The sequence below is a fragment of the bacterium genome (genome assembly GCA_022616075.1).
Taxonomy (GTDB): Bacteria; Acidobacteriota; HRBIN11; order JAKEFK01; family JAKEFK01; genus JAKEFK01.
Window position 1 is genome coordinate 1 of the sequence record JAKEFK010000049.1, and the last position, 20354, is coordinate 20354.

Annotated in this window: 18 protein-coding genes; 11 read left to right on the forward strand and 7 right to left on the reverse strand. The window is 47.0% G+C overall.

Annotated features, from left to right (window positions below; all coding sequences use genetic code 11):
- From L0156_04415 to L0156_04450, 8 genes are all read left to right on the forward strand, one after another.
- On the forward strand, positions 1–1083 hold a 1083-nt coding region (locus L0156_04415), incomplete at its 5' end, for a hypothetical protein (GenBank protein MCI0602235.1).
- 69 nt (positions 1084–1152) lie between these two features.
- Positions 1153–2475: a DUF2029 domain-containing protein gene (locus L0156_04420; GenBank protein MCI0602236.1), complete on the forward strand. Its 1323-nt coding sequence runs from the start codon at positions 1153–1155 to the stop codon at positions 2473–2475.
- A gap of 2 nt (positions 2476–2477) precedes the next feature.
- Positions 2478–4067, forward strand: coding sequence for a glycosyltransferase family 39 protein (locus tag L0156_04425; GenBank protein MCI0602237.1), 1590 nt, complete (start codon positions 2478–2480; stop codon positions 4065–4067).
- A gap of 14 nt (positions 4068–4081) precedes the next feature.
- Entirely contained in the window at positions 4082–6988 is a 2907-nt protein-coding gene (locus tag L0156_04430; GenBank protein MCI0602238.1) for a glycosyltransferase, read from the forward strand.
- A gap of 2 nt (positions 6989–6990) precedes the next feature.
- Positions 6991–8361, forward strand: a complete 1371-nt coding sequence (locus L0156_04435; GenBank protein ID MCI0602239.1) for a glycosyltransferase family 2 protein — start codon at positions 6991–6993, stop codon at positions 8359–8361.
- Between the two features lie 33 nt (positions 8362–8394).
- Positions 8395–9369, forward strand: a complete 975-nt coding sequence (locus L0156_04440; GenBank protein MCI0602240.1) for a polysaccharide deacetylase family protein — start codon at positions 8395–8397, stop codon at positions 9367–9369.
- Positions 9351–11009, forward strand: coding sequence for a hypothetical protein (locus L0156_04445; GenBank protein MCI0602241.1), 1659 nt, complete (start codon positions 9351–9353; stop codon positions 11007–11009). Before L0156_04440 ends, L0156_04445 begins: the two co-directional genes overlap by 19 nt.
- A gap of 239 nt (positions 11010–11248) precedes the next feature.
- Complete coding sequence (locus tag L0156_04450; GenBank protein MCI0602242.1) at positions 11249–11842, forward strand: isochorismatase family protein; 594 nt, start codon at positions 11249–11251, stop codon at positions 11840–11842.
- A 6-nt stretch (positions 11843–11848) separates the two neighbouring features.
- Here L0156_04450 and L0156_04455 read toward each other — a convergent pair whose 3' ends face one another.
- Positions 11849–12787, reverse strand: a complete 939-nt coding sequence (locus tag L0156_04455; protein ID MCI0602243.1) for a glycosyltransferase family 2 protein — start codon at positions 12785–12787, stop codon at positions 11849–11851.
- 70 nt (positions 12788–12857) lie between these two features.
- Between L0156_04455 and L0156_04460 the strand changes: the two genes are divergently transcribed.
- Together L0156_04460 and L0156_04465 are read left to right on the forward strand one after the other, a co-directional pair.
- Positions 12858–14438 (forward strand): glycosyltransferase family 39 protein, encoded by a 1581-nt coding sequence (locus L0156_04460; protein ID MCI0602244.1) that lies wholly within the window; start codon positions 12858–12860, stop codon positions 14436–14438.
- A 53-nt stretch (positions 14439–14491) separates the two neighbouring features.
- Positions 14492–15982 (forward strand): glycosyltransferase family 39 protein, encoded by a 1491-nt coding sequence (locus L0156_04465; protein ID MCI0602245.1) that lies wholly within the window; start codon positions 14492–14494, stop codon positions 15980–15982.
- On the opposite strand, the gene L0156_04470 is transcribed toward L0156_04465, so the two are convergent.
- From L0156_04470 to L0156_04480, 3 genes are read right to left on the reverse strand one after another with little or no spacing between them, the layout of a single operon-like run.
- Positions 15952–16764 (reverse strand): hypothetical protein, encoded by an 813-nt coding sequence (locus L0156_04470; GenBank protein MCI0602246.1) that lies wholly within the window; start codon positions 16762–16764, stop codon positions 15952–15954. The genes L0156_04465 and L0156_04470 overlap by 31 nt on opposite strands.
- A gap of 42 nt (positions 16765–16806) precedes the next feature.
- Positions 16807–17361 (reverse strand): hypothetical protein, encoded by a 555-nt coding sequence (locus L0156_04475; GenBank protein ID MCI0602247.1) that lies wholly within the window; start codon positions 17359–17361, stop codon positions 16807–16809.
- Between the two features lie 29 nt (positions 17362–17390).
- Positions 17391–17882 (reverse strand): hypothetical protein, encoded by a 492-nt coding sequence (locus L0156_04480; protein ID MCI0602248.1) that lies wholly within the window; start codon positions 17880–17882, stop codon positions 17391–17393.
- Between the two features lie 178 nt (positions 17883–18060).
- On the opposite strand from L0156_04480, the gene L0156_04485 reads away from it, so the two are divergent.
- Positions 18061–18741, forward strand: a complete 681-nt coding sequence (locus L0156_04485) for a class I SAM-dependent methyltransferase (GenBank protein MCI0602249.1) — start codon at positions 18061–18063, stop codon at positions 18739–18741.
- A 47-nt stretch (positions 18742–18788) separates the two neighbouring features.
- Here the strand turns inward: L0156_04485 and L0156_04490 are convergent, their stop codons facing one another.
- From L0156_04490 to L0156_04500, 3 genes are all read right to left on the reverse strand, one after another.
- A complete protein-coding gene (locus L0156_04490) occupies positions 18789–19322 on the reverse strand; it encodes an HAD family hydrolase (GenBank protein MCI0602250.1) in 534 nt (177 codons plus the stop codon).
- Positions 19309–19917: an SIS domain-containing protein gene (locus L0156_04495; GenBank protein ID MCI0602251.1), complete on the reverse strand. Its 609-nt coding sequence runs from the start codon at positions 19915–19917 to the stop codon at positions 19309–19311. The genes L0156_04490 and L0156_04495 overlap by 14 nt, the downstream gene beginning before the upstream one ends.
- Positions 19914–20354, reverse strand: a 441-nt coding sequence (locus L0156_04500) for a nucleotidyl transferase (protein MCI0602252.1), incomplete at its 5' end; no start/stop codon positions are given. The genes L0156_04495 and L0156_04500, both read right to left, overlap by 4 nt.

Below are 20354 nucleotides of genomic sequence, written 5' to 3' on the forward strand. Positions count from 1 at the left end.
CTCAATTTGCAACACCTGCCGGTAAACTCGACTGAACGTTACAGGATTACCTTCAGGGCAAGAACTGATCAACCTCGGAGCGCCTTTGTGGGATTTGCGCGGGGCGATACCCCGTGGACAGGACTGGGTCTGTACAACAAGATCGAGTTGACACCGGAGTGGCGAGCGTTTCAACACGAGTTCACTGCCACTGACAACGAAAAAAATGCACGCATCCATTTTGATTTGGGTGGAAGCGATATTTCTATTGATTTATCTTCCGTCAATTTGGTTCGATTGTCAGATAACAGACCTGTTGCTCCAGAGACTCCATCTCCAAGATATTTTGTGAGTTACAGATTCAATCAGCAGGGCTGCCGCGGGCGTGATTATGTCAATCCTAAACCTGATGGAACGTTACGAATTTTAGTTCTGGATGGCTCGTTCACGCTCGGAGTAGGTGTATATGAAGAAGATACATTCGCGTTCAAACTCGAACAGAGATTGAACCAGACGACGCATGGCAGCGGCTTTTACGGGACTTATGACGTTATCAACTGCGGGATCCATGGATATGGAATATCAGAAAACAGAATGTTTTATCAACTCTATGCTGCGAAGTACCAACCGGACATCGTTCTGCTGATTCTTCCGCGGTTCTGGGAAGAATCTCTATGGGCAGGGTTTGAACCTGCTGGAAGAATCGACCGGTTGGTTCTTCCATGGGCCAACATGCCGGAGCATCGCGCCGACCGTCCTACACCCGATTTAGCTCAGCCAGTGGATGAGATCGTTCAACTGAACAATAAGGTTCGAGAATCTGGCGGCAGGCTCGCAGTTGTCCTGTTTAGAATCGATTCTGATTATGAGGGCAAGACGGATTCCGGTGAGATGTGGAATGACCTGACCAGCCTCATTTCGTTAAAGCTGAAAGGAACGGATGTCCCTTTATTCGATGTCGGGAAATCGCTGTTTAAAAGACACTCCTATGAAGAACTTGTGGTTTATTCAAACGTGGATCAGCATCCAAATGAAATTGCCCACGCCATCGTGGCAGCTGAGTTACAAAAATTTTTGCGAGTTCACAAACTGGTTCGACAATGACGCACCCTCAACCGCTGAGAAACGACCTCTTATTGACCCTTGTCAGTGATTCGTGTATTACTCGCACTAATGGTGTTTAAAAGGGCCCCGAAACCTTTCTCCATTTTCATCGCAACTGTCGCCAGTTTGAATTTCTTCATCGCCTGGTATTTCACAACTGTAGGACTGCTGGAAATTCCTCCTATTTCCCATCAACTTCAACCTGCGTCGGACTCCACAATGCCAATCTACAAAGCCCTTCAAGAACACAAGAGCTCGCCGGACCAGTCCATTTATCAACAAATTCTGATTAAGAATCAAGACGGGGCTATTACTGGGGTATGGTACAAATATCAGTACCCTCCGAGCGCGTTGTTGTACTTTGCTCCATTCGCGAACTGGTCCAGGGATCATTTCTTTGATTTTTTCGACAGAAAGGTCAATGCTGTCTTCTTCTGGGCCGGACTTCTCACCTTATGGTTGTTGATTGAAAGGATTTGCAACAAAGCTGATGACAGCGTTTGGGACAGACTCCTTCGTTTGCTGTCTTGCGTAATGCTCGCAGGAACGTTTTATCCATACGTTAAGGCGTATGGCTTGGGCCAAATTCAAGTGTGGATTAACACTCTTATCCTCTTCGCGCTTTTCTTCATAGTCAGGAAGGAATACTCCACGGCAGGAATATTGTTCGGTCTGGCAGCCCTGATCAAACCGCAATATGGCCTCATGCTGATTTGGGGGTTACTTGAAAAGCGTAAAGCGTTGGCCATCGCGTTGCTTACAGTATTTATGATCGGTTTTCTTTCATCGATCCTTGTTCTTGGAGCTTCCTCGTACGGTGACTATATGAAATTGACACGTGAAATAAGCCGTCGTGGTGAATACTACTATAAGAATCAATCGATCAATGGTTTGATCAACCGGCTTGTTGTGCAGCGCAATAATCTGGCCTTCGATATGTACCACTACGCGCCCTATCGTCCATTGGTCCATGTTACAACGTTACTCGGCACTCTGGTTTTACTCGGCACTGCTGTGTACTGGCGCTGGAAACGCCGGGCGGAGACCAATACTGGTATTTGGGGATGGTTGATTGCCCTTAGTGCAATTACATTATCTTCGCCGACAGCGTGGGAACATACTTACGGCTTTACTGTTGCCTCCTTTGTAATAGCGATTTATTGGCTTTATGAAAGGAAAGCTCTAAATAGGAATCAAACTCTCATGGGGATGACCCTGGTTGCGCTTTTCTTTAGCAGCCACTCCTCTGAAATGTTCGATCTTTTTTTCGCGCAAGCCCCGCTGAATTTATTGCAGTCACTCCTTTTTTTCGCCCAACTCCTGCTGTTGTGGATTCTTTTCAGGATCGCTTCTGAAAACGTAAAGATGGCGAAAACAACCCAGGCCATTTGAAAATGAATACCCCGCACGGCAAGAATGGTGTGATTACGGACGATCTGGAATTTTCCAGGAGGCCGGCAGAGGGTCTTCCTGCGTTCACGGATCGGATAATTCATTTTTTAGAAACGAAAACAGCATTTGTCTTGATTGTTCTGAGTGGGCTATACCTTTTGATTGTCTCTTCTCTTTCGTTTCGCAAGGTTTTTTGGAATGATGAACTTTTTACACTCTACTTTGCAAAACTGCCGGTCTGGACGGATCTCTGGTGGTCGCTGAGCACCGGAGCGGACCAAATCCCTCCTACTTTTGTGATGATAACGAAGTTTTGCCTGCTTTTGTTTGGCACCAATGAGATCTCCGTTCGCTTGCCGGAAATGATTGGATTTCTGGTGATGTCGCTTTCCCTCTATCGCATTGTGTCCCACCGGACTTCATCGATACATGGATTGATTGCAATGCTTTTTCCGATGATAACAAGCGCGCTCTATTTTTCCTACGAAGCGCGCCCCTACGGTCTTTTGCTGGGTTGTAGTGCTATGGCTTTTCTCTGCTGGCAGCGGGCAGTTGAGGGTAATAACAGAAAGTTGTTTGTCTTTGGGCTTTGTGGAAGTCTGGCCGCCGCCTTAATGAGTCACTATTACGGAATCTTACTGTTTTTTCCAATCATATTAGGGGAGCTTGTGAGGACTTTTTTCATGCGGAAGTTCGACCATCGAGTCTGGATCGCTATTTTTATGGCGCTCACTCCTCTCCTTCTCTTCCTTCCCTTAATGAATGCTTCCATCGAATATGCTCCTCATTTTTGGTCAAAACCTGTGTGGAGCCAGATTTTTCATTTTTACGACTCATTATTCCGGCCCGCTGCGTTAACATTCGCGCTCGTTTGTATTCTGACGGCGCTCCTTCTGAGATTCCGGTTCACAGAATGGTCCGGTCCAGGTCGTTCATTCGTTTCACATGAATTGGCCGCCGGTGTTGGATTTGTGTTGTTACCGGTAGTCGGCGTATTGATTGGAAAAGTCATTGTTGGAGCTTTTTCGGAACGCTATGCCATCACCGCCGTCATCGGCTTTAGCGTGCTTGTTCCTTTCGCAATTTACTACTTCTCCATTTCGAGGAGAATCGTCGCATTATGGCTTGTCTGCATTTTCATCGGGTTCCTGGCAAGATCCGTTATTGATTTTACGACGGTAACGGAAGATTCTAAAAATGTCAAAAGCTCATTTGATTTCGTGGAAAAGAATACCGAAAAAGATATACCGGTCGTTTCCTGGTGGTCCCCATTGCGTTTCTGGTATTACGCGCCGAAAGATCTTGCTGAACGCGTTTATTATTTGGCAGATGTTAAAGCTTCCGTTGGATATCTTGGAAACGATACAATAGACAGGGGTTTGCTGGATCTCCGGCCATGGTTTCCGATACCGAATGTGAGAGCCTACGATTTGTTTCTTCAATCGAATCCTCAGTTTTATCTGTACTACAGCAGCTCTGACGAAGACTGGAGATGGAACTGGATTTTGTCAGGTTTGCTGGCCGATAAAAGAAAGATTGAAATCAAAGCCAGGGATGGAAACCAGATCCTATTCCTTGTAAATAAGGAGTAACCGGTCGCTGAAGGATGATAAGGAAGCTGAAATTTCGCTACCTGAGAAAGAGGATCGTAGAGAATTTTTCGATTCTCTTTCACCGGATACAGTGCATTCGCCTGAGAGCTGATTCGACAATCGCGAGACTTTTTTTTCCACAACGTTTCCGGATTCTTGCAACTGCTTGCTGGAGTTTTCCGATCTATTCTCAAACATTCGTTTATCAGGAGCTCACCCAGCTAATTCGTAAAGGCTTTCAGGTACGCTTTCTCTATTCCAATCAGGACTCACGCAAACAACTGGCATCACAATTTAATGCGCTCTGGCATTCGAGAATGAGGTTGAATCTTCATCACAAGGTTTGCCAGCGCGATTACGAGTATTTTGCAAAAAGAATGCCTGAGAAAATCGATCAGCTGGTGGATCTCATTTGTCAAGCTTCGGGTGTACGGCCCGAAGAATTGCGCGCTCACCATCATTTCCAGGAAGCGTTTGCATTTACGCGAATGGTTAAGGCTTACAGGCCCGATTACCTGCACACCTACTTTTTCTACGAAGGTACTTTCTTTGGACTCGTTGCCTCATATCTGCTGGGAATTCCCAGAGGAGTGAGTTGTTACGCAGATCACATGCTGCAGGATTATGTCTTCAAGCTGGTACCACTTCACCTTGAGCAATGCAGTCTTGTAATTGCAACTTCGTATCAAATTAAACAGGAGCTGCTTCGAATTCTGCGGACCGCGAATCCAAACAATATCATCATCAAGCCGAATGCGATCAACGCCGAAGAATTCCCGGTGGTCAAGCATGCCGAGCCAAAAAATGAGGAACCCTACCGTTTGGTTTCCGTAAGTCGAATCGAACCTAAAAAGGGACTGCTCTTCCTTTCTGAAGCAATCCAGACCCTCCGGCAGCGCGGTTTCAATGTGGAATGGCATCTGATCGGTGATGTGGACGGCAGTAGTTCCAGCAAGGACTACGCTCAAAAGCTGAGAGCCAGAATCGGAGAATTGAATCTCACGGGCTACATTCACCTGGAAGGGCAGAAGTCCGAATCTGAAATCAAGGAGTTCTTTCGACGCTCGCATCTCTTCATTGCTCCGTTTGTTCAAACAGAATCCGGAGATAAGGATGGCATACCGACTTCCTTGCTTGAGGGAATGTCATCCGGTCTTCCTGTTGTGGCAACAAACGCCGGTTCCATCCCTGAAGTAATCGAAGAGGCCCTGGATGGAATTCTTGTACCGCAACGAGATTCAGATGCATTGGCCGACGCCATTGCTCAATTGCTCAAGGATTCGGAACGGCGTTCCCGGCTGGGCAAGAATGCTGCAAAAAAAATTCGAGAAAGATTCGATGTTCGCGTATGCGAAACGACGTTTCATGATTCGCTGTCCAGACTCTTGAGCTTGCAGCGCCGAATTGACGCAAACCAAGATAACAAACCACTGGTGACTGTTATCATGATCTTCTTCAACGCGCGGAAGTTCATGAACGAGGCGATCGAAAGTGTATTCGCTCAAACATATAAGAACTGGGAATTGTTGCTTGTAGACGATGGTTCTTCAGACGAAAGCACTCACATCGCCAAACGTTGCGCGCAAGAAAATCAGGACCGAGTCAGGTATCTGGAGCACACTGGACATCAGAATCACGGCATGAGCGCCACCCGGAATCTCGGTGTTCGAAACGCGCGCGGGGAATATGTAGCGTTCATCGATGCGGATGACTTCTGGTTCCCACATAAGTTAGAACGCCAGGTTGCAATTCTTGAAACAGAACGACGCGCTCAAATGATTTACGGAGCCACACAGTACTGGCATGGCTGGACCAATCAACCAACAGGTCTTGAAAAGGACTACATTCCAGAACTTGGCGTTACACATCAGACCGTAACCGAACCTCCCGGTTTGATTCCATTGCTGCATCCGTTTGGCGCTGGAACAGCCCCCTGTCCTTCCGATCTCATGATTCGACGAAAAACCATTGAGCAGCTGGGCGGTTTTGAAGAACACTTCCAGGGCAAGTTTCAATTCTTTGAAGATCAGGCTTTTCTTGCAAAAATGTATTTGAATCATCCCGTGTTCGTTTCGAATGAATGTTGGGACAAACACCGCTATCATCCGGAATCCTGTGATTCCGTGGTGACTGCATCGGGGGAATCCGATTCCGTGCGTCGCTATTTTCTCGAGTGGTTTGAGCGATATCTATCCGAACGAAAGATAAAAGATGGCGCTGTTTGGAACACAGTTCAGAAAGCTCTATCGAAAGCTGGAAAAAGTACGAATCCAACCGGATCGCAGCATCTTGAATGGGGAAGTTTTCGGCGCTTGAAACCGATTAGCCTCGATTGGGGATTCGACAGGGGTCTGCCGATTGACCGTTACTACATCGAATCTTTTCTCGCACAACACGCGGATGATATTCATGATCGCACGCTGGAAATCGAAGACGACATGTATACAAGCAGGTTTGGGGGCAATCGCACGACGGTTCGAGATGTGCTTCACGTTGAGGAGGGCAATCCTAAAGCAACAATTGTTGCCGATTTAACATGCGCAGAACACATTCCTGACAACAGATTCGATTGCGTTGTTCTGACACAGACACTCCAGCTTATTTACGATACGCGCGCCGCGCTGCGAACGATTCATCGCATCCTGAAACCGGGTGGAGTCCTGCTGGCAACTTTCCCCGGCATCTCGCGAATCAGTCACACCGAATGGTCCGGCTCCTGGTACTGGGCCTTTACCAGCACATCTGCCCGCAGGCTGTTCGGAGAGTTTTTCACCACAGTCGACGTTCAGGTCTACGGCAATGTTCTGGCGGCAACCGCTTTTCTGCAAGGTGTCGCATCCGAAGAATTAAAGCGCGAAGAACTGGATTATCAGGATCCGGATTATGAAGTGCTGATCGCGCTCCGCGCAGTCAAAGCTTGAACATGAAGCTTCACGGACTGCTCGTCGCTCAAGACGAGTCAGATATTATCGAGGATCTTCTCGCATTCTTGAAAGACTTGAATGTTTACAACACTATTTTGTTTTTTGATCTTGGATCGCAGGACGATACCTTCGAAAAGGCGTTGAAGTTCAAAGACATCCTTTACAATCCGCAGAAACTACAGGAAATCTATACAGAAAAACTGCGATTCGATTTGTTAGAGCAACATCGCAGTTTGTACGAAGAAGGAGATTGGATCGCGATGATCGATACGGATGAATTCTATGTCGATGATCCGCTCGAACTGATTCGCTTTGCTGAAAAGGAAAAGGCGACTTTTATCCAGACTTACCAGGCGCAGTTTCTCTTTACCGATATGGACCTGAAGGAGTTTGAGAAAGAAGATTCGGGGCTGCCTATTTATGAGCGAAGAAAATATTATTTGATCAATTACAGTGAAGAACGATTCTTTAAATTCCTTCCTGAATATGGATTGTTCAGCCGCTCGAAACCTTGTTCCAGGAGATTGCTCAACCGGCATTATCAATTTCGAACACCCTGCCAGATTCAAGATAGGATTCGTGCAAGGCTGGAAAACAGGAAACGCGCGCGGGATCTTCGCGGCCGCCACGAATGGCCCCAGATTTTCTCCACCAATTGGAAAGATTACGTGGTATCCCATCGATCTGCTCATTTCTTGAACGGAAACGATTTTCGTTTCGATCTTCCGGAAGGAGCTCGATGGAAGGATTATTACTCGAAAGACCCTCTGAGCCCTGTTCTGCCTCAAGCGGCAAAAGCTCTTGCGAAAGAATATTCGGGAGAAATTAACCGGACCGGAAGAGTCACGTTTCGAGAATCCTACGGCAAAAGAGTGATGGAGGACATCCGGTGCGATCTATTACACCACAATTGGAAGGAAGCGATTTCTGGGTTAGTGATTCTTTTTAGATATAAGCTTCGCAATTGTGAAAGGGCCATCAGACAAAGTTGTCATTTATGTGCGGTGAAAACGAAGACAGGCGCATGGAACCTGAGCACGTCGCTCTGGCGCTTTTTGCGCGGCAAGAGCACCGGATCAATCACGGCTCAACCTAATCCGATTCAGATTTCAGACAACTCGGGCGTGGGAAGAACAACTTTGACATGGAACTCGCGGGGCGCAAAAAAAGTTGAAGTGCACGTGGATACGGCGTATGGTCAAATTTTTGATCAAACCGGACCTTCCGGGAGCAAAGCTACAGAAAATTGGGTCTCCGATCATATGATTTTCCTGCTTCAGGATGTCTCCGATCATTTGCCGCTTACGTCAGCGAATACGCTTTCAAAAGTCATTGTTAAAGTGATCAAAGGAAAAGACATTACACTGTAGGGGATAAAACGGATCAGGGAGATAGGCCGGATCATGAAAGGACTGATCTTGATGTATCACCGCGTGGCAGATCTGAATGCCGACCCCTGGGAGCTGTGCGTTCAACCAAAACACTTTCACGAACAGCTTGAGGTTCTTCGACAATCTTACAGAGTGCTGGCGCTCAAAAAGCTAATGGAGCATCTTAAGAGTGGAGGCATAACAGAACGTTCAGTCGTTGTTACGTTTGACGACGGCTACTACGATAATTTCCAGCTGGCAAAACCTTCTCTTGAAGAATTTGAAATGCCGGCAACAGTATTTCTGGTCAGCGGACAGATAGAGAAACAAAATGAATTCTGGTGGGACGAGCTGGAGCGAATCTTCTTGCAGCCCGGAACACTCCCGGAATCCGTTCATTTGACGATTGAGCGCAAAAAACACGTTTGGAATCTCGCCGATTCAAGCAATCTCAGTGCAGAGGACGCGCTGCGTTATTCGAAATGGCGAACGGACGAAAAACCTCCAACATGGCGTCATTCCACGTATTATGCGATCTGGCAGCTCATGCAACCTTTAGATGAGGCACAAAAACAGGATATTCTGCATGAACTCAATGTTTGGGCCGGAACAACGAGAGAATCCCGCCCTTCTCACAAAACCCTGTCGCGTGAACAAGTAAGTTTGTTGGCGCAAGGGGAATTCATGAATATCGGAGCACACTCTGTCACGCATCCCGTATTGTCAAAATTTTCACGCGAGACACAACGTCAGGAGATAGAAGGATCCAAAGCGCAACTGGAGGAGATTTTGGGCTCTCCTGTCGATACATTCGCATATCCGCATGGAGAATATTCCAATGACACAATATCGATTCTCCGGGATGCCGGATTTCTTTGTTCCTGCTCCACGGCTCCCGAAGTGATGAAAGATGAAATGGATCCATTCCAACTACCGCGTTTTCAGGCGATGAACTGGGATGGGGATCAGTTTTCAAAACAGTTGTTAGAATGGTTCGGAGAGAAGTGATCCGGCTTTCTAAAAACGCCCAAGACTACTTGTTTCTTGCCTTAGTCATCACTCTTTCTTTCATCCTCTACATAGGAGGGCTTGGTTTTTACAGTGACGACTGGGCGTTTTTCGGCGCATCCTATAGTTCTCCCGACCGCTCCTTACTGGGGTTGTACGAATCACTGAATGGTCCCGTCGTTTGGATGCGCCCCGTTCAAGTTTTCTATTTTGCAGCCCTTTATAAGGCATTTGACCTGCACCCGTTTGGATATCATTTCGTAAACCACCTTGTCTTTCTTGCCGGAATCTTTTCTTTTTATGGGGTTCTCTCACAATTGAGTCAGCCACGCCTTGTTTGTGTTTCGGTGCCGCTTTTGTTCGGGCTTATCCCTCATTACTCGACAGATCGCTTCTGGCCGATTCTCTTTTGCGCGAACCTCAGCATGGCATCCTATTTCTTGAGTTTTTGTTGCGATCTCCAGATGCTGAAGGTCAGCGGTTTGAGGATCTGGCTATGGAAACTGCTCGGAATTCTCTTTCTTTTCGCAGGGACACTCGCGTATGAAGTCTTCCTTCCATTATTCCTGTTGAGCACCTTCTTGATCTGGAAAAGAAATCAGCAACTGAATGAATCGAATCAGGGAATCACTGGAAGGAAACTTGTATGCCTTGTGGGAACGAACTTCATTGCACTCCTTTTGGTAATCCTTTTTAAAGCGTTCACGACTACCCGCGTGATCATGCAAGGTCCAATGGATCATGTAATTTGGTTTATTCAGTTGATAGCAAAGGCGGTTGTGGTGAGCTATGGCAAATACGGCATTGAGCTTCCCCTTCTAATAAGTAGAATTCTGCGCGATTATCCGGATTGGAAGATACTTGCGGTGAGTTTGTGCGTTGGAATTGCGGTATTTCTGTATCTGCATCGGCTTGCGATTAGATCCGGTTCATCGGAGCTGAGGAGGTACGGGAATCTGTTTTTCATCGGTCTGCTCGTTTTTATTCTCGGATATTTGATTTTCATCACGAACGAGAATGCCGACCCCACGCCTGCCGGTTTGAACAATCGAACCTCCATTGCAGCCACGGTGGGGGTTGCATTATCTATCGTTGGAATAATTGGCTGGCTGGCTGGTAAGATTCGATCAGAAAATTTTCGCCTTCTTCTCTTCTGTTCATTCCTTGCATTCTTTTGCGGCGCCGGTGTTCTGGTCACCAATACGATCGCGCACTTTTGGATTGTGGCCTATTCGAAACAGGAGAACGTTTTAGCGGATATACGCCGGCAGTACCCTTCACTTCCTCCACAAAGCACGCTTCTTCTGGATGGAGTGTGTCCCTACATGGGACCGGGGATTGTATTTGAATCGAACTGGGATCTGGCAGGAGCGTTAAGGCTTTTTTATCAAGACCACAGTTTGAACGCCGACATCATACGGCCAACAGTAAGAATTACTGAAGAAGGAGTTCAAACAATTCTTTATGGTGCGACCGCCACACATCCGTACAACAAACTCTATATCTATCACTACCGGCGGAAAGTATCACAGCAACTAACCAATGCAGAAGACGCGCGCCGATACTTCCAGACCTACAATCCGTACTACGGAATTGAATGCCCGGACGCCAAGGAAGGTGTCGGTGTACCAATCTTTTAATCGAAGTAGCGCGGGCGTCTCGCCAGCGAATGCCAAAATGGCTCGTTTTGGCACCATTTTGGCATCAACTTGACCCATGGTGATCCATTTTGGTACCATTCTCTTCCATTTTGATACCAAAATGGTATCAAGCAGCAGAATGTAGTGTTCTGTAGGCACCAAAATTACAGATCTAAACTGTTTTCAAAAAAACAAAGTTCGACCTATAGTAATGCATAGCTGAGTGGACAGCATACTTGATGGATAACGAGAAAATATCTCAATCCCTGATTGAGGCTGAGGACTCCGTATTGATTATCATCGATGTTCAAAATGCGTTCTTGGATAAACTACCGGTCCAGGAAAGTGAACTGTTGCTAAGTCGTGTATGCTGGCTCATCGCGGTCGCGCAATGGAAGCAGATACCATTGATTGTAACGGCAGAAGAAATCCACAAACAGCCGCTTGCGCCCAAACTGATTCAGTACTTGCCTGCTGACGCTCCCATATTTGACAAAGTTTCATTTGGCCTTGCCCACCAACAGGACATACTGACGGCAGTTGAGCAAACCGGTCGCAAAACGGCTGTATTGATCGGCCTGGAGACGGATGTTTGTGTCGCGCATTCCGCCATCGGCCTGCTCGATCAAGGTTATCGCGTTGCTGTGGTTGCTGACGCAACCGGTGCACCTGCGCCCGGGCAAGAAATCGCACTGAGCCGGATGCAAAACGCGGGGACGATTATTGTTAGCACCAAGAGTTTATTCTATGAATGGATGCGCACGGTAGAAATGGTGAATCGCTTTCATAGAGAATGCCCGAATATGCGCGACGTGCCTGGCATTGTGTTGTAAAGACGTTCATTCAGCCCGGTAAAGGTTCCGGATAATATAAAGCGGGCGGGCTCTTGCCTCATCGTAAATCCTGGTCACGTACAGTCCGAGCGTGCCGAGCATCAGCAGATTCATTCCGCCCAGGAACGAAATGAGCAACACAATGGATGCCCGCCAGTTCCAGTTATAAAATCCAACCAGAATTAGAATTGCATACAGAATTGCAACGATTACAGAGAATGCGATGAATAAGCCACCCATTCCAATCGAAAGTTTGAGTGGAAAACTGGAAAAACTGAAGATGCCGTTAATCGCGAGAATCAAGAGTTTTTTCCAGCCATACTTGGATTTGCCTGCCGGGCGCCCTTCCCGCACATAAGGAACCCCTCTGCTTCTGAATCCGATCCATGCGAACATGCCGCGGACAAAACGATTTCTCTCTCTCATCTCGCGAAAAGCATTCACCGCCTTGCGATCGACCAAACGGAAATCTCCCACATCAACAGGAATCGCAACTTCCGTGATTCGATTCAGTATCCTGTAAAAAACCCAGGGCACGAATCGCCTGAGCAATGTTTCATCTTTCCTTGCCTGACGCACGCCATAAACAATCTCATAGCCCGCCTTCCACACTTGAATCATGTCGTGTGCTGCCGCCAAAGGATCCTGTAAATCAGAATCGAGAACGATCACCGCTTTTCCTCTGGCCAGATCCATACCGGCCGTGATCGCGATCTGATGGCCAAAATTTCGTGATAATTCTACAAGGATGAGTCTGGAATCGCTGCCCTGATATTCACGCAGCAATTCGACGCTCCTGTCGGTGCTTCCGTCGTCTACAAAAATCACCTCGGCCGGACCGTCCAGTTCCTTCAGAAAAAGTGAAATGTGTTGAAGAAGAGCCGGTATGTTTTCCTCTTCATCCTTAAGAGGGAATACCAGTGAATAGCCAATCTCGTCTGTCATGGTAACATTGTTAGCGCGCGACCCCATTATGTCAAACAACCGTAAATCGGCTGAAAGAGTTTCCACCTGAATGCTTTCTGAAGTAACAGAAAAAGATCAGCCTAACCGCCGGTTTTCAGAAAACATCCATCCGCTTCTTGACCGTTTCGGAAGTTTTTTAGAGGCTAACAGATCTTACTTTGTGGCGGGACTCTGTGTAATTTTCTTTGCCGCATCAGGATTGCTTTCATTTCGGAAAGTGTTCTGGAACGATGAGATGTATACCCTGTATTTCTCACGGCTAAGAATTTGGCCGGATTTATGGTGGGCATTAAGCACTGGTGGCGATCAGCTTCCACCGCTTTCGATTCTTCTCACTAAAGTTTCAAGCTGGATGTTTAGCGAGAATCACATCTCGATCAGGCTGCCTGAAACGGCCGGTTTCCTGGTAATGTCCTTGTGTCTCTACAGAATCGTTTCGCAAAGGATAACGCCAGCCTATGGACTTGTTGCAATGGTCTTTCCGTGGATCACGCCGGCGTTCAGTTACTCCTACGAAGCGCGACCCTATGCCCTGGTCCTCGGTTTCAGCACGCTGTCATTTCTTTGCTGGTTGTCCATCACCGAAGACCGTAACAGGAAACGAAATCTATTCGTTCTCTTTCTCAGTTTGCTCGGGGCCTGGATGAGTCATTATTACGGCATGCTGGTTTTGTTTCCCCTTGTTGTAGGAGAACTTGTGCGCACCAGGTCGATGGGCCGGTTGGATTTCCCCGTTTGGATTGCATTTTTTCTTTCACTGACTCCTCTGATCTTATTTCTCCCATTGCTCCGAGGTTCCTTACATTACGCGACGAACTTTTGGAGTAAAGCAAATTGGAGCGATATGTTTCTTTCTTATCAATCCTTGCTCGATTCCGCCGCTGTGCCATTGATTTTCGCGAGTATTTTGACTGTTCTATTCTTTAGAACCGGGCAAAACAAACCTTCAAGTCCTACCATTAGGAATTTTCGACCGTACGAATTGGCTGCCCTGACAGCTTTTGTCCTGCTTCCAGTAGTCGCCGTTACCGGAGCAAAGATCACAACGGGAATCTTTGTCGATAGGTACGCATTATCCTCCATCATCGGTTTCAGTATTCTTGTTGCGCTTTCCTTCTGGTATTTTCTGAAAACGACAAAAGTCGCGATTGTAGTGCTTTTGTGTTTCCTGACAGGATTCATAATTGACACTTATTTCAGTTTTTCCAGGTGGACTGATGACTACAACGCTATGAATCAGACGACTGAATTTCTGAAGGTCAACGCCGGAAGCGATCTGCCAGTGGTATGTTCGTATTCACATATTTTTTTTCGTATTCAGCATTACGGCCCACAAGACCTTTCATCAAGAGTATTCTATCTTGCCGATCCCGTGGCGTCCCTCCGCTATGTGAATCACGACACTATCGACCGGGGTCTACTTGATCTCAAACCGTGGTGGCCGCTCCAAAACGTCAGGTCTTACGATCTCTTTATCAGATCTTATCCGCGTTTTTTTCTCCTTCATTTTAGCTCCGACGAAGACTGGAGATGGGATTGGATACTTTCCAGCTTGATCGCCGATCACAGGAAAATCGAAATGAAGGGCAGAGATGGAAACCAGTTTCTGTTCCTGATCTCGTCTCAGTAGCCATGACTGATGAATCCAGCGTGTCACCCCGATCTGTATCTCGGTTTCCAGAAATGGTTGAGTCCAACAAAACTTCTCTTTTGATCTTCTTTTGTTTGCTCTATCTTTCAATCGCCTGTTTTCTCGCATCACAAAAACTGTTTTGGAACGACGAACTATACACTCTCTACTTCACGCGCTTAGCCTGGCCTGATCTTTGGTGGGCGCTGGGCACTGGGGCCGATCAGATTCCGCCAACGTTTGTCCTGTTGACCAAGGTGTTCTCCTCCGTTTTCGGTGTCAATCAAATTTCAATTCGAATGCCGGAGATGATGGGATTCCTCTTACTGTGTTTCTGCCTGTACCGAATCGTATCGATTCGGATGTCAGCAGCCGGCGGATTTCTTGCGATGTTACTTCCCACCATGACACCTGCCTTTTCTTACGCCTATGAAGCCAGACCCTATGCTCTTGTTCTGGGTTTTGGCGCATGCGCCTTGCTTTGCTGGCTCGCGGTAGGAGACAGGCCACGAAAGCTGCAAATGATTGGACTCGGTTTAAGTTTATCCGGAGCGTTCCTGAGTCACTATTCCGGTATCTTGCTTTTTGTTCCTTTAATTCTTGGTGAAGTCATCCGTATTCGTTTGCTGAAAAGGATAGATTATCCGGTCTGGATTACATTCATCCTCGCGCTTCTTCCTGTTCTTCTTTTTTTGCCTTTGCTTCGAGCTTCCGCTTCTTATGGAGGAGGTTTCTGGGCAAAGCCAAAATGGGGAGATATCTTTCTTTTTTATGATTATCTTCTCGGTCCGATGGCGGTGTTTCTTGTTTTTGTTGTATTACTTTCGGGAGTCTTTTGGATGTTGCGCGCGTCGACAATGGAAAGAGCTGGTGTTCACTCATTTCGCTCCCATGAGTTGACAGCCATTCTTGGTTTCGTTGCTATCTCGCCTATAGCTGTGATCGCGTCCAAGCTCCTTACCGGCGCTTTAACAGGAAGGCACGCATTATTATCCGTGATCGGCTTCGCACTTCTGATACCTTATGGCATCTATGATTCGCTTGGCCCAAAGAAGCTCGAAACGTTCATTCTGCCATTCTTTTTCGCAGGATTCCTGGGTATGGCCGTAGCGAACTATTACGACTGTAAAGAAGATGCCTCGTCTTACCAGCGCACGGTTCAGTTTCTACAGCACAACGCGGAAACTGAGATTCCAATTGTTTCCTGGTTTGTCCATCCGGCACAGCAGGTCTGGTACTACGGTCCGGCAGATCTTGCCGGGCGATTGTTCTATCTCGCAGATCCCGAAGCGTCTCTTCGCTACCTGGGACACGATACAATCGATCGAGGGATGCTCAATCTGAAACCGTGGTTTCCGATAAAAAATGTTCAACCATACGAACGATTTACTCAGATTCACAAGTCATTTCTGCTTTATTATTGCAGCTGGGAAGAAGACTGGAGATGGAACTGGATTGTCTCCAGATTACTGGCCGATCATTTCAAAATCGAGATGAAAATGAGACAGGGCGATCAATTTTTGTTTCTCGTTACACCTGGTTGAACAAAATCTGTTTCGATCCAGATCACGATGATGGATACAACGCAGGCAATCACCGGCCAGTAGATGTACCGGTAATTAACCGAAGGCGCAACGAAGAAATAGGGGGCAAAATAAAGCAAAGAGGAAGAAGCGAGTGCTCCTACAATGAGGACCTTGCGTCTTATCGCGTAACCAAGAAGCACGAAAGAAATGATCAGCCAGAAATAAGCCTTGAAGAGAAAACCAAGCAATTTGTACGTTCCGTTCACATAAGCAGTGTGAATTTTCCCGAGGGCTGTTTCCTCCAGAAGAGGTGGTGGATTTTGCATAACTTCATGCCAATCCGATACAGCGTACAAATGATTCACCTTTCCATCGCGATCAGTCAGAAAACTTTTGAAAAGAATCCAACGGTGCGTCACGTAGGCAATCACATTTTCCCGGATAGCCTTTAACCAGGCAGTTTTCAAACCGGAAATGACATTGTCATCGTAAGAGATGAACCAATCAACAGGCGCCCAAACTGTTGTACGAGCCGAGATCCTATGATCATAGAATCGCATCACTTCGTCCAACCGCGGCTTACTCAAATAGTTGTCTGGCACGTAGTTGCGCCGGGTGATGTCATAAATTCCCATAAGATCGTGCATCATGATTATCTGAAATGGATGCCTTCGATCAGCGTGAAGAACACGGAAAACAAGCAGTTCATTGCCAAGGTAAAAGAAGAAGCTGACCAGAACAGATAATGCAAATGCTTTCTTCCACGAACCCACCAGATCGAAGACAAAAACAAAGGTCAACGGAAGAACGGCGGGTAGTGCATTCTTTCGGACGGCAGCCGACTAAAAGAGAATCAGCAGAATCAACAACATCCTGGGCCAGTTCAGTTTGCCCGCGGCGCGGTAAAAATACCATAAAGAAAAAGCAAGGAGTAAAGAGACGGCCAATGAGACATCTTTGATAAGAAAAAAAATGCAGCACGAAACGAAAGGCAGAAAAACTGCAAAGAGAGGGAGCCAGTATCGTTTTTTGTCTTTCCTGGCGGCAACCCTGGATAACAAATAGAAAGAGTAGACGATGCTTGTTAGCTGCAGAAGCAGCATTCCTCCTGATCCTTTGATGATTCTGTCAGTGGCTGACCACAATAGAGCCATGACGGGCGGATGCCAATCCACGAACCAGAAATGAATTGCCTGCCAGTATTGTTCGTAGGAATCATAGACCATTACGCCCGGGTAGAAGGCCAGAATCAAGACTGCTAAAACGGCGAGCGCAATCAAAAGAGTGAGTTTTGAATGATCGCTCTCAAGAGACGGCTTTGGAATTTTTCGGTAGACAGGATAGAAAAGGAACATCAGCAAGAGAAGATTCATGGCGAATTTTTGTAAAAACTCCATAGCGATCGACAGAGAAGAACGATCCGATCTTAACAAATGATTTTGGGTATCGATCGAAAGAACTTTCTGATCGGTTGAGAACAAATCGACTCTGATATGAAAGCCGTTGATTGCAAAATATCCGCCAATCCTGAGTAGGGACTTTGAATCAGTTGTAGCGTTATCGGCTCAGGTAGATATCCACTGAAACGCAATGTTGCGGGCTGATTCCGCGTAGAAATAAAGATTCCATTCCTGGTCTCCCATCCGTCCGATTTTTGAATGTCAAAACCCACGCGTTGCAGTTCCCGGATATTGGGGGAAGTCAGCCAAACAACGGCTGAGCCTGATTTTTGGGATGATGTTTGGCCGGTTGCAGTGATGGTTATATCCGCGAAGTATCTTTCAGGACCATACAGATCAAATTTAGCAAGAAGAAGTGCCAGAACAATGGAAACCGGAAGAATTCTTCGAAGTATGGGTAATGTATCTTTTAGATCCTTTTTTGAAACCAGGCTGAAAGGATTCTGGGTGGGACGCATCCGGGCTTCTAGATCTTAACATGGTTTCTCGTCGTGGTATAAAGTAGGATGCGCTGCTCTCTCTCCCCCTTATAAAGGGGAGATGAAGAGGGGGTTGTCTTATTCAAACGTCACCCAACCTCCCCTTTAATCCCCTCCTTCATAAGGAGGGGAAATCCGAGCATCGCAAAAGATACGGATGAGCGACAAAACCTTCTACAATAATTATCTGGCCGGAAGTAAACTCGTCAGCAGGATGTCGCGGCTCGCCCGCACAGAAATATACGAACTATTTCTACGTGAGATGTCCCCTTCTCCGCAATGCAGCATTCTGGATATCGGCGTTTCCGTAACCGAACAGGATAGGCTGGAAGAGAATATTTTAGAACAACTGTACCCACATCTTTCGCGGATAACGATGCTTGGAATTCACGAAGGCGCTTTTCTTGAACAAATATTTCCAGGGACCAAATATGTCCAGCACATGCCCGGCTCAACCTTTCCCTTCGCGGACGATCACTTTGATATTTGTTATTGCAACGCTGTCGTGGAACATGTAGGGGAGGAACAATACCAGCGAGAATTTGTGCGTGAAGTGCTCCGGATCAGCCGCAAGGTTTTTCTTACGACACCAAACCGTGGCTACCCGATAGACTTTCATAAAATGCTTCCTTTTCTTCACTGGCTTCCGATGGATTGGTACAGGAACATTATTTCGTGGGGCGGTGATACTTTTTATAGCAAGAAAGAGAATCTCAATCTGCTTTACAAAAAAGATTTGGTTCGTTTGTTTGAAGGCCAGGGAATCCCTTTTCGAATTCTTTCCTACAATTGGTTTGGGCTGCCGGCTTACCTGATCGCCGTAGCGAAAAAGCAGTAGGGGCGACCCTTGTGGTCGCCCGTAAAGGGCAGGCACAAGGCCTGCCCCTACCAGTTTAGAATCCAGGGGACAGCTTCTTCCAGTGAATTCACAGCAAGGTCTGCCGTTGGCTTTTCTTCCAGATATCGTGAATCAACAAAAATGGTTTTGCAACCGGCTCTCTTTCCCGCTTCCACATCTTTCCAACGGTCTCCGATTACAAAACTGGAAGGTAGATCGATTGAGTACTTACGCGACGCCTGCAAAATCATTCCGGGCTGAGGTTTGCGGCAGCCACAATGATCCTCATCATCATGATAACAAACCATGATCTCATCAAGAGGCAGCTGAGAACGAAGCATGGAATGGATCTGTTCAACAACGTCCTTTGTTTGTTTTCCTCTGGCGACATCCGGCTGATTTGTAATCACGATCAACAAAAACCCTGCTTCTTTTAACTTGCGTAGCGCGGTGGGCACGCCTTCAGGAATGGAAACCGATTCCGGCGAGGGAGGAGAGAATGGTTTACCGTCTTTTATCAGGGCTTTGTTGATCACTCCATCCCGGTCAAGGAAGATGGACCGGCGTTTATCGCGAGTCATCCGCAACTGACTCCCATTTTGTTTGAGACTTCTTCAAACGGGGATGGGAAATCAAGAGATGCCAGATCACTGCTTGAAAACCTTCTGTATGCGGGGTGACATGCTCTGGATTGACCGTGGGAATGATCAGGCACGCATCTGCCATTTTTGCTGTACAGCCTCCGTCTCTGCCCACCACACCGATAATCCGCGTGCCTACTTCACGCGCCAGCTGCAGCGCGGCAACGAGATTCGGGCTGATATTCTTCTCCGAATCTCCACCTCCAACGGAAAACACAAGTACAAGATCCTTTTCGGACAGACGGCTGACGCGTAGCCAACCATCAAAAGCGCTTTGCCATCCTTCATCGTTAATTCGCGCGGTCAGTTCGGACACATTATCTACAGGCGTGTAAGCCTCAATGCCAACGATCTTGCGAAAGTCGTTGACAGCATGTGATGCATTCGCGGCACTACCTCCAACTCCCAGTATGAAAAGGCGTCCGCCCTCTTCTCTGGTTTTAGCCAGTAACTCCACCATGCGTTCCAGCACATCCGCGTCCAACCGGCTGATGACTTCTTTGGATTCCTGCAGGTATTGTCGGATAAAACTCATGGATTTAAGTGTGCTCTCCTGCTTTTGGACGCCAGATGGGCACGTGTCTCCTGCAGGCCTTTTGATGAACCGATTTCGTAAAATCTCTGAAACACTTCATAGGCTGCCAGTTGATCGCGCTGAAGAAGCTCTACGTGCACCTGAGCGAGATCAAAAGTTTTACGTGCAGGATATTTTCGCCAGGCGATTTTTTGAAAAAGGCTCAGTCCATAATCGATATACTGCATGTTTGTTGTTTGATTGGTTTTATTGTACGCGAAAATTTTGCTATCACGAAAATCCACGTTGCTCTTGTCCCATCGATTTTTGTTACGCAGCACCGTCATCATTCCCCATTTTTTGCTTTCGATAAATGCCCTCCGAATTTTTTCGTAATCGCACTCTAAGTAAGAATCTCCATACAACACAAAGAAAGGATCCGAGAGCAAACGAAGGGC

What these genes read in the sequence shown, in the direction of transcription:
- L0156_04485 (MCI0602249.1), top strand. Translation starts at nt 18,061, where the DNA reads ATGAGCGACAAAACCTTCTACAATAATTATCTGGCCGGAAGTAAACTC.
- L0156_04420 (MCI0602236.1), top strand. Translation starts at nt 1,153, where the DNA reads ATGGTGTTTAAAAGGGCCCCGAAACCTTTCTCCATTTTCATCGCAACT.
- L0156_04440 (MCI0602240.1), top strand. Translation starts at nt 8,395, where the DNA reads ATGAAAGGACTGATCTTGATGTATCACCGCGTGGCAGATCTGAATGCC.
- L0156_04460 (MCI0602244.1), top strand. Translation starts at nt 12,858, where the DNA reads ATGCTTTCTGAAGTAACAGAAAAAGATCAGCCTAACCGCCGGTTTTCA.
- L0156_04475 (MCI0602247.1), bottom strand. Translation starts at nt 17,361, where the DNA reads ATGGAGTTTTTACAAAAATTCGCCATGAATCTTCTCTTGCTGATGTTC.
- L0156_04495 (MCI0602251.1), bottom strand. Translation starts at nt 19,917, where the DNA reads ATGAGTTTTATCCGACAATACCTGCAGGAATCCAAAGAAGTCATCAGC.
- L0156_04430 (MCI0602238.1), top strand. Translation starts at nt 4,082, where the DNA reads ATGATAAGGAAGCTGAAATTTCGCTACCTGAGAAAGAGGATCGTAGAG.
- L0156_04490 (MCI0602250.1), bottom strand. Translation starts at nt 19,322, where the DNA reads ATGACTCGCGATAAACGCCGGTCCATCTTCCTTGACCGGGATGGAGTG.
- L0156_04425 (MCI0602237.1), top strand. Translation starts at nt 2,478, where the DNA reads ATGAATACCCCGCACGGCAAGAATGGTGTGATTACGGACGATCTGGAA.
- L0156_04480 (MCI0602248.1), bottom strand. Translation starts at nt 17,882, where the DNA reads ATGCGTCCCACCCAGAATCCTTTCAGCCTGGTTTCAAAAAAGGATCTA.
- L0156_04445 (MCI0602241.1), top strand. Translation starts at nt 9,351, where the DNA reads ATGGTTCGGAGAGAAGTGATCCGGCTTTCTAAAAACGCCCAAGACTAC.
- L0156_04455 (MCI0602243.1), bottom strand. Translation starts at nt 12,787, where the DNA reads ATGACAGACGAGATTGGCTATTCACTGGTATTCCCTCTTAAGGATGAA.
- L0156_04465 (MCI0602245.1), top strand. Translation starts at nt 14,492, where the DNA reads ATGGTTGAGTCCAACAAAACTTCTCTTTTGATCTTCTTTTGTTTGCTC.
- L0156_04435 (MCI0602239.1), top strand. Translation starts at nt 6,991, where the DNA reads ATGAAGCTTCACGGACTGCTCGTCGCTCAAGACGAGTCAGATATTATC.
- L0156_04450 (MCI0602242.1), top strand. Translation starts at nt 11,249, where the DNA reads ATGGATAACGAGAAAATATCTCAATCCCTGATTGAGGCTGAGGACTCC.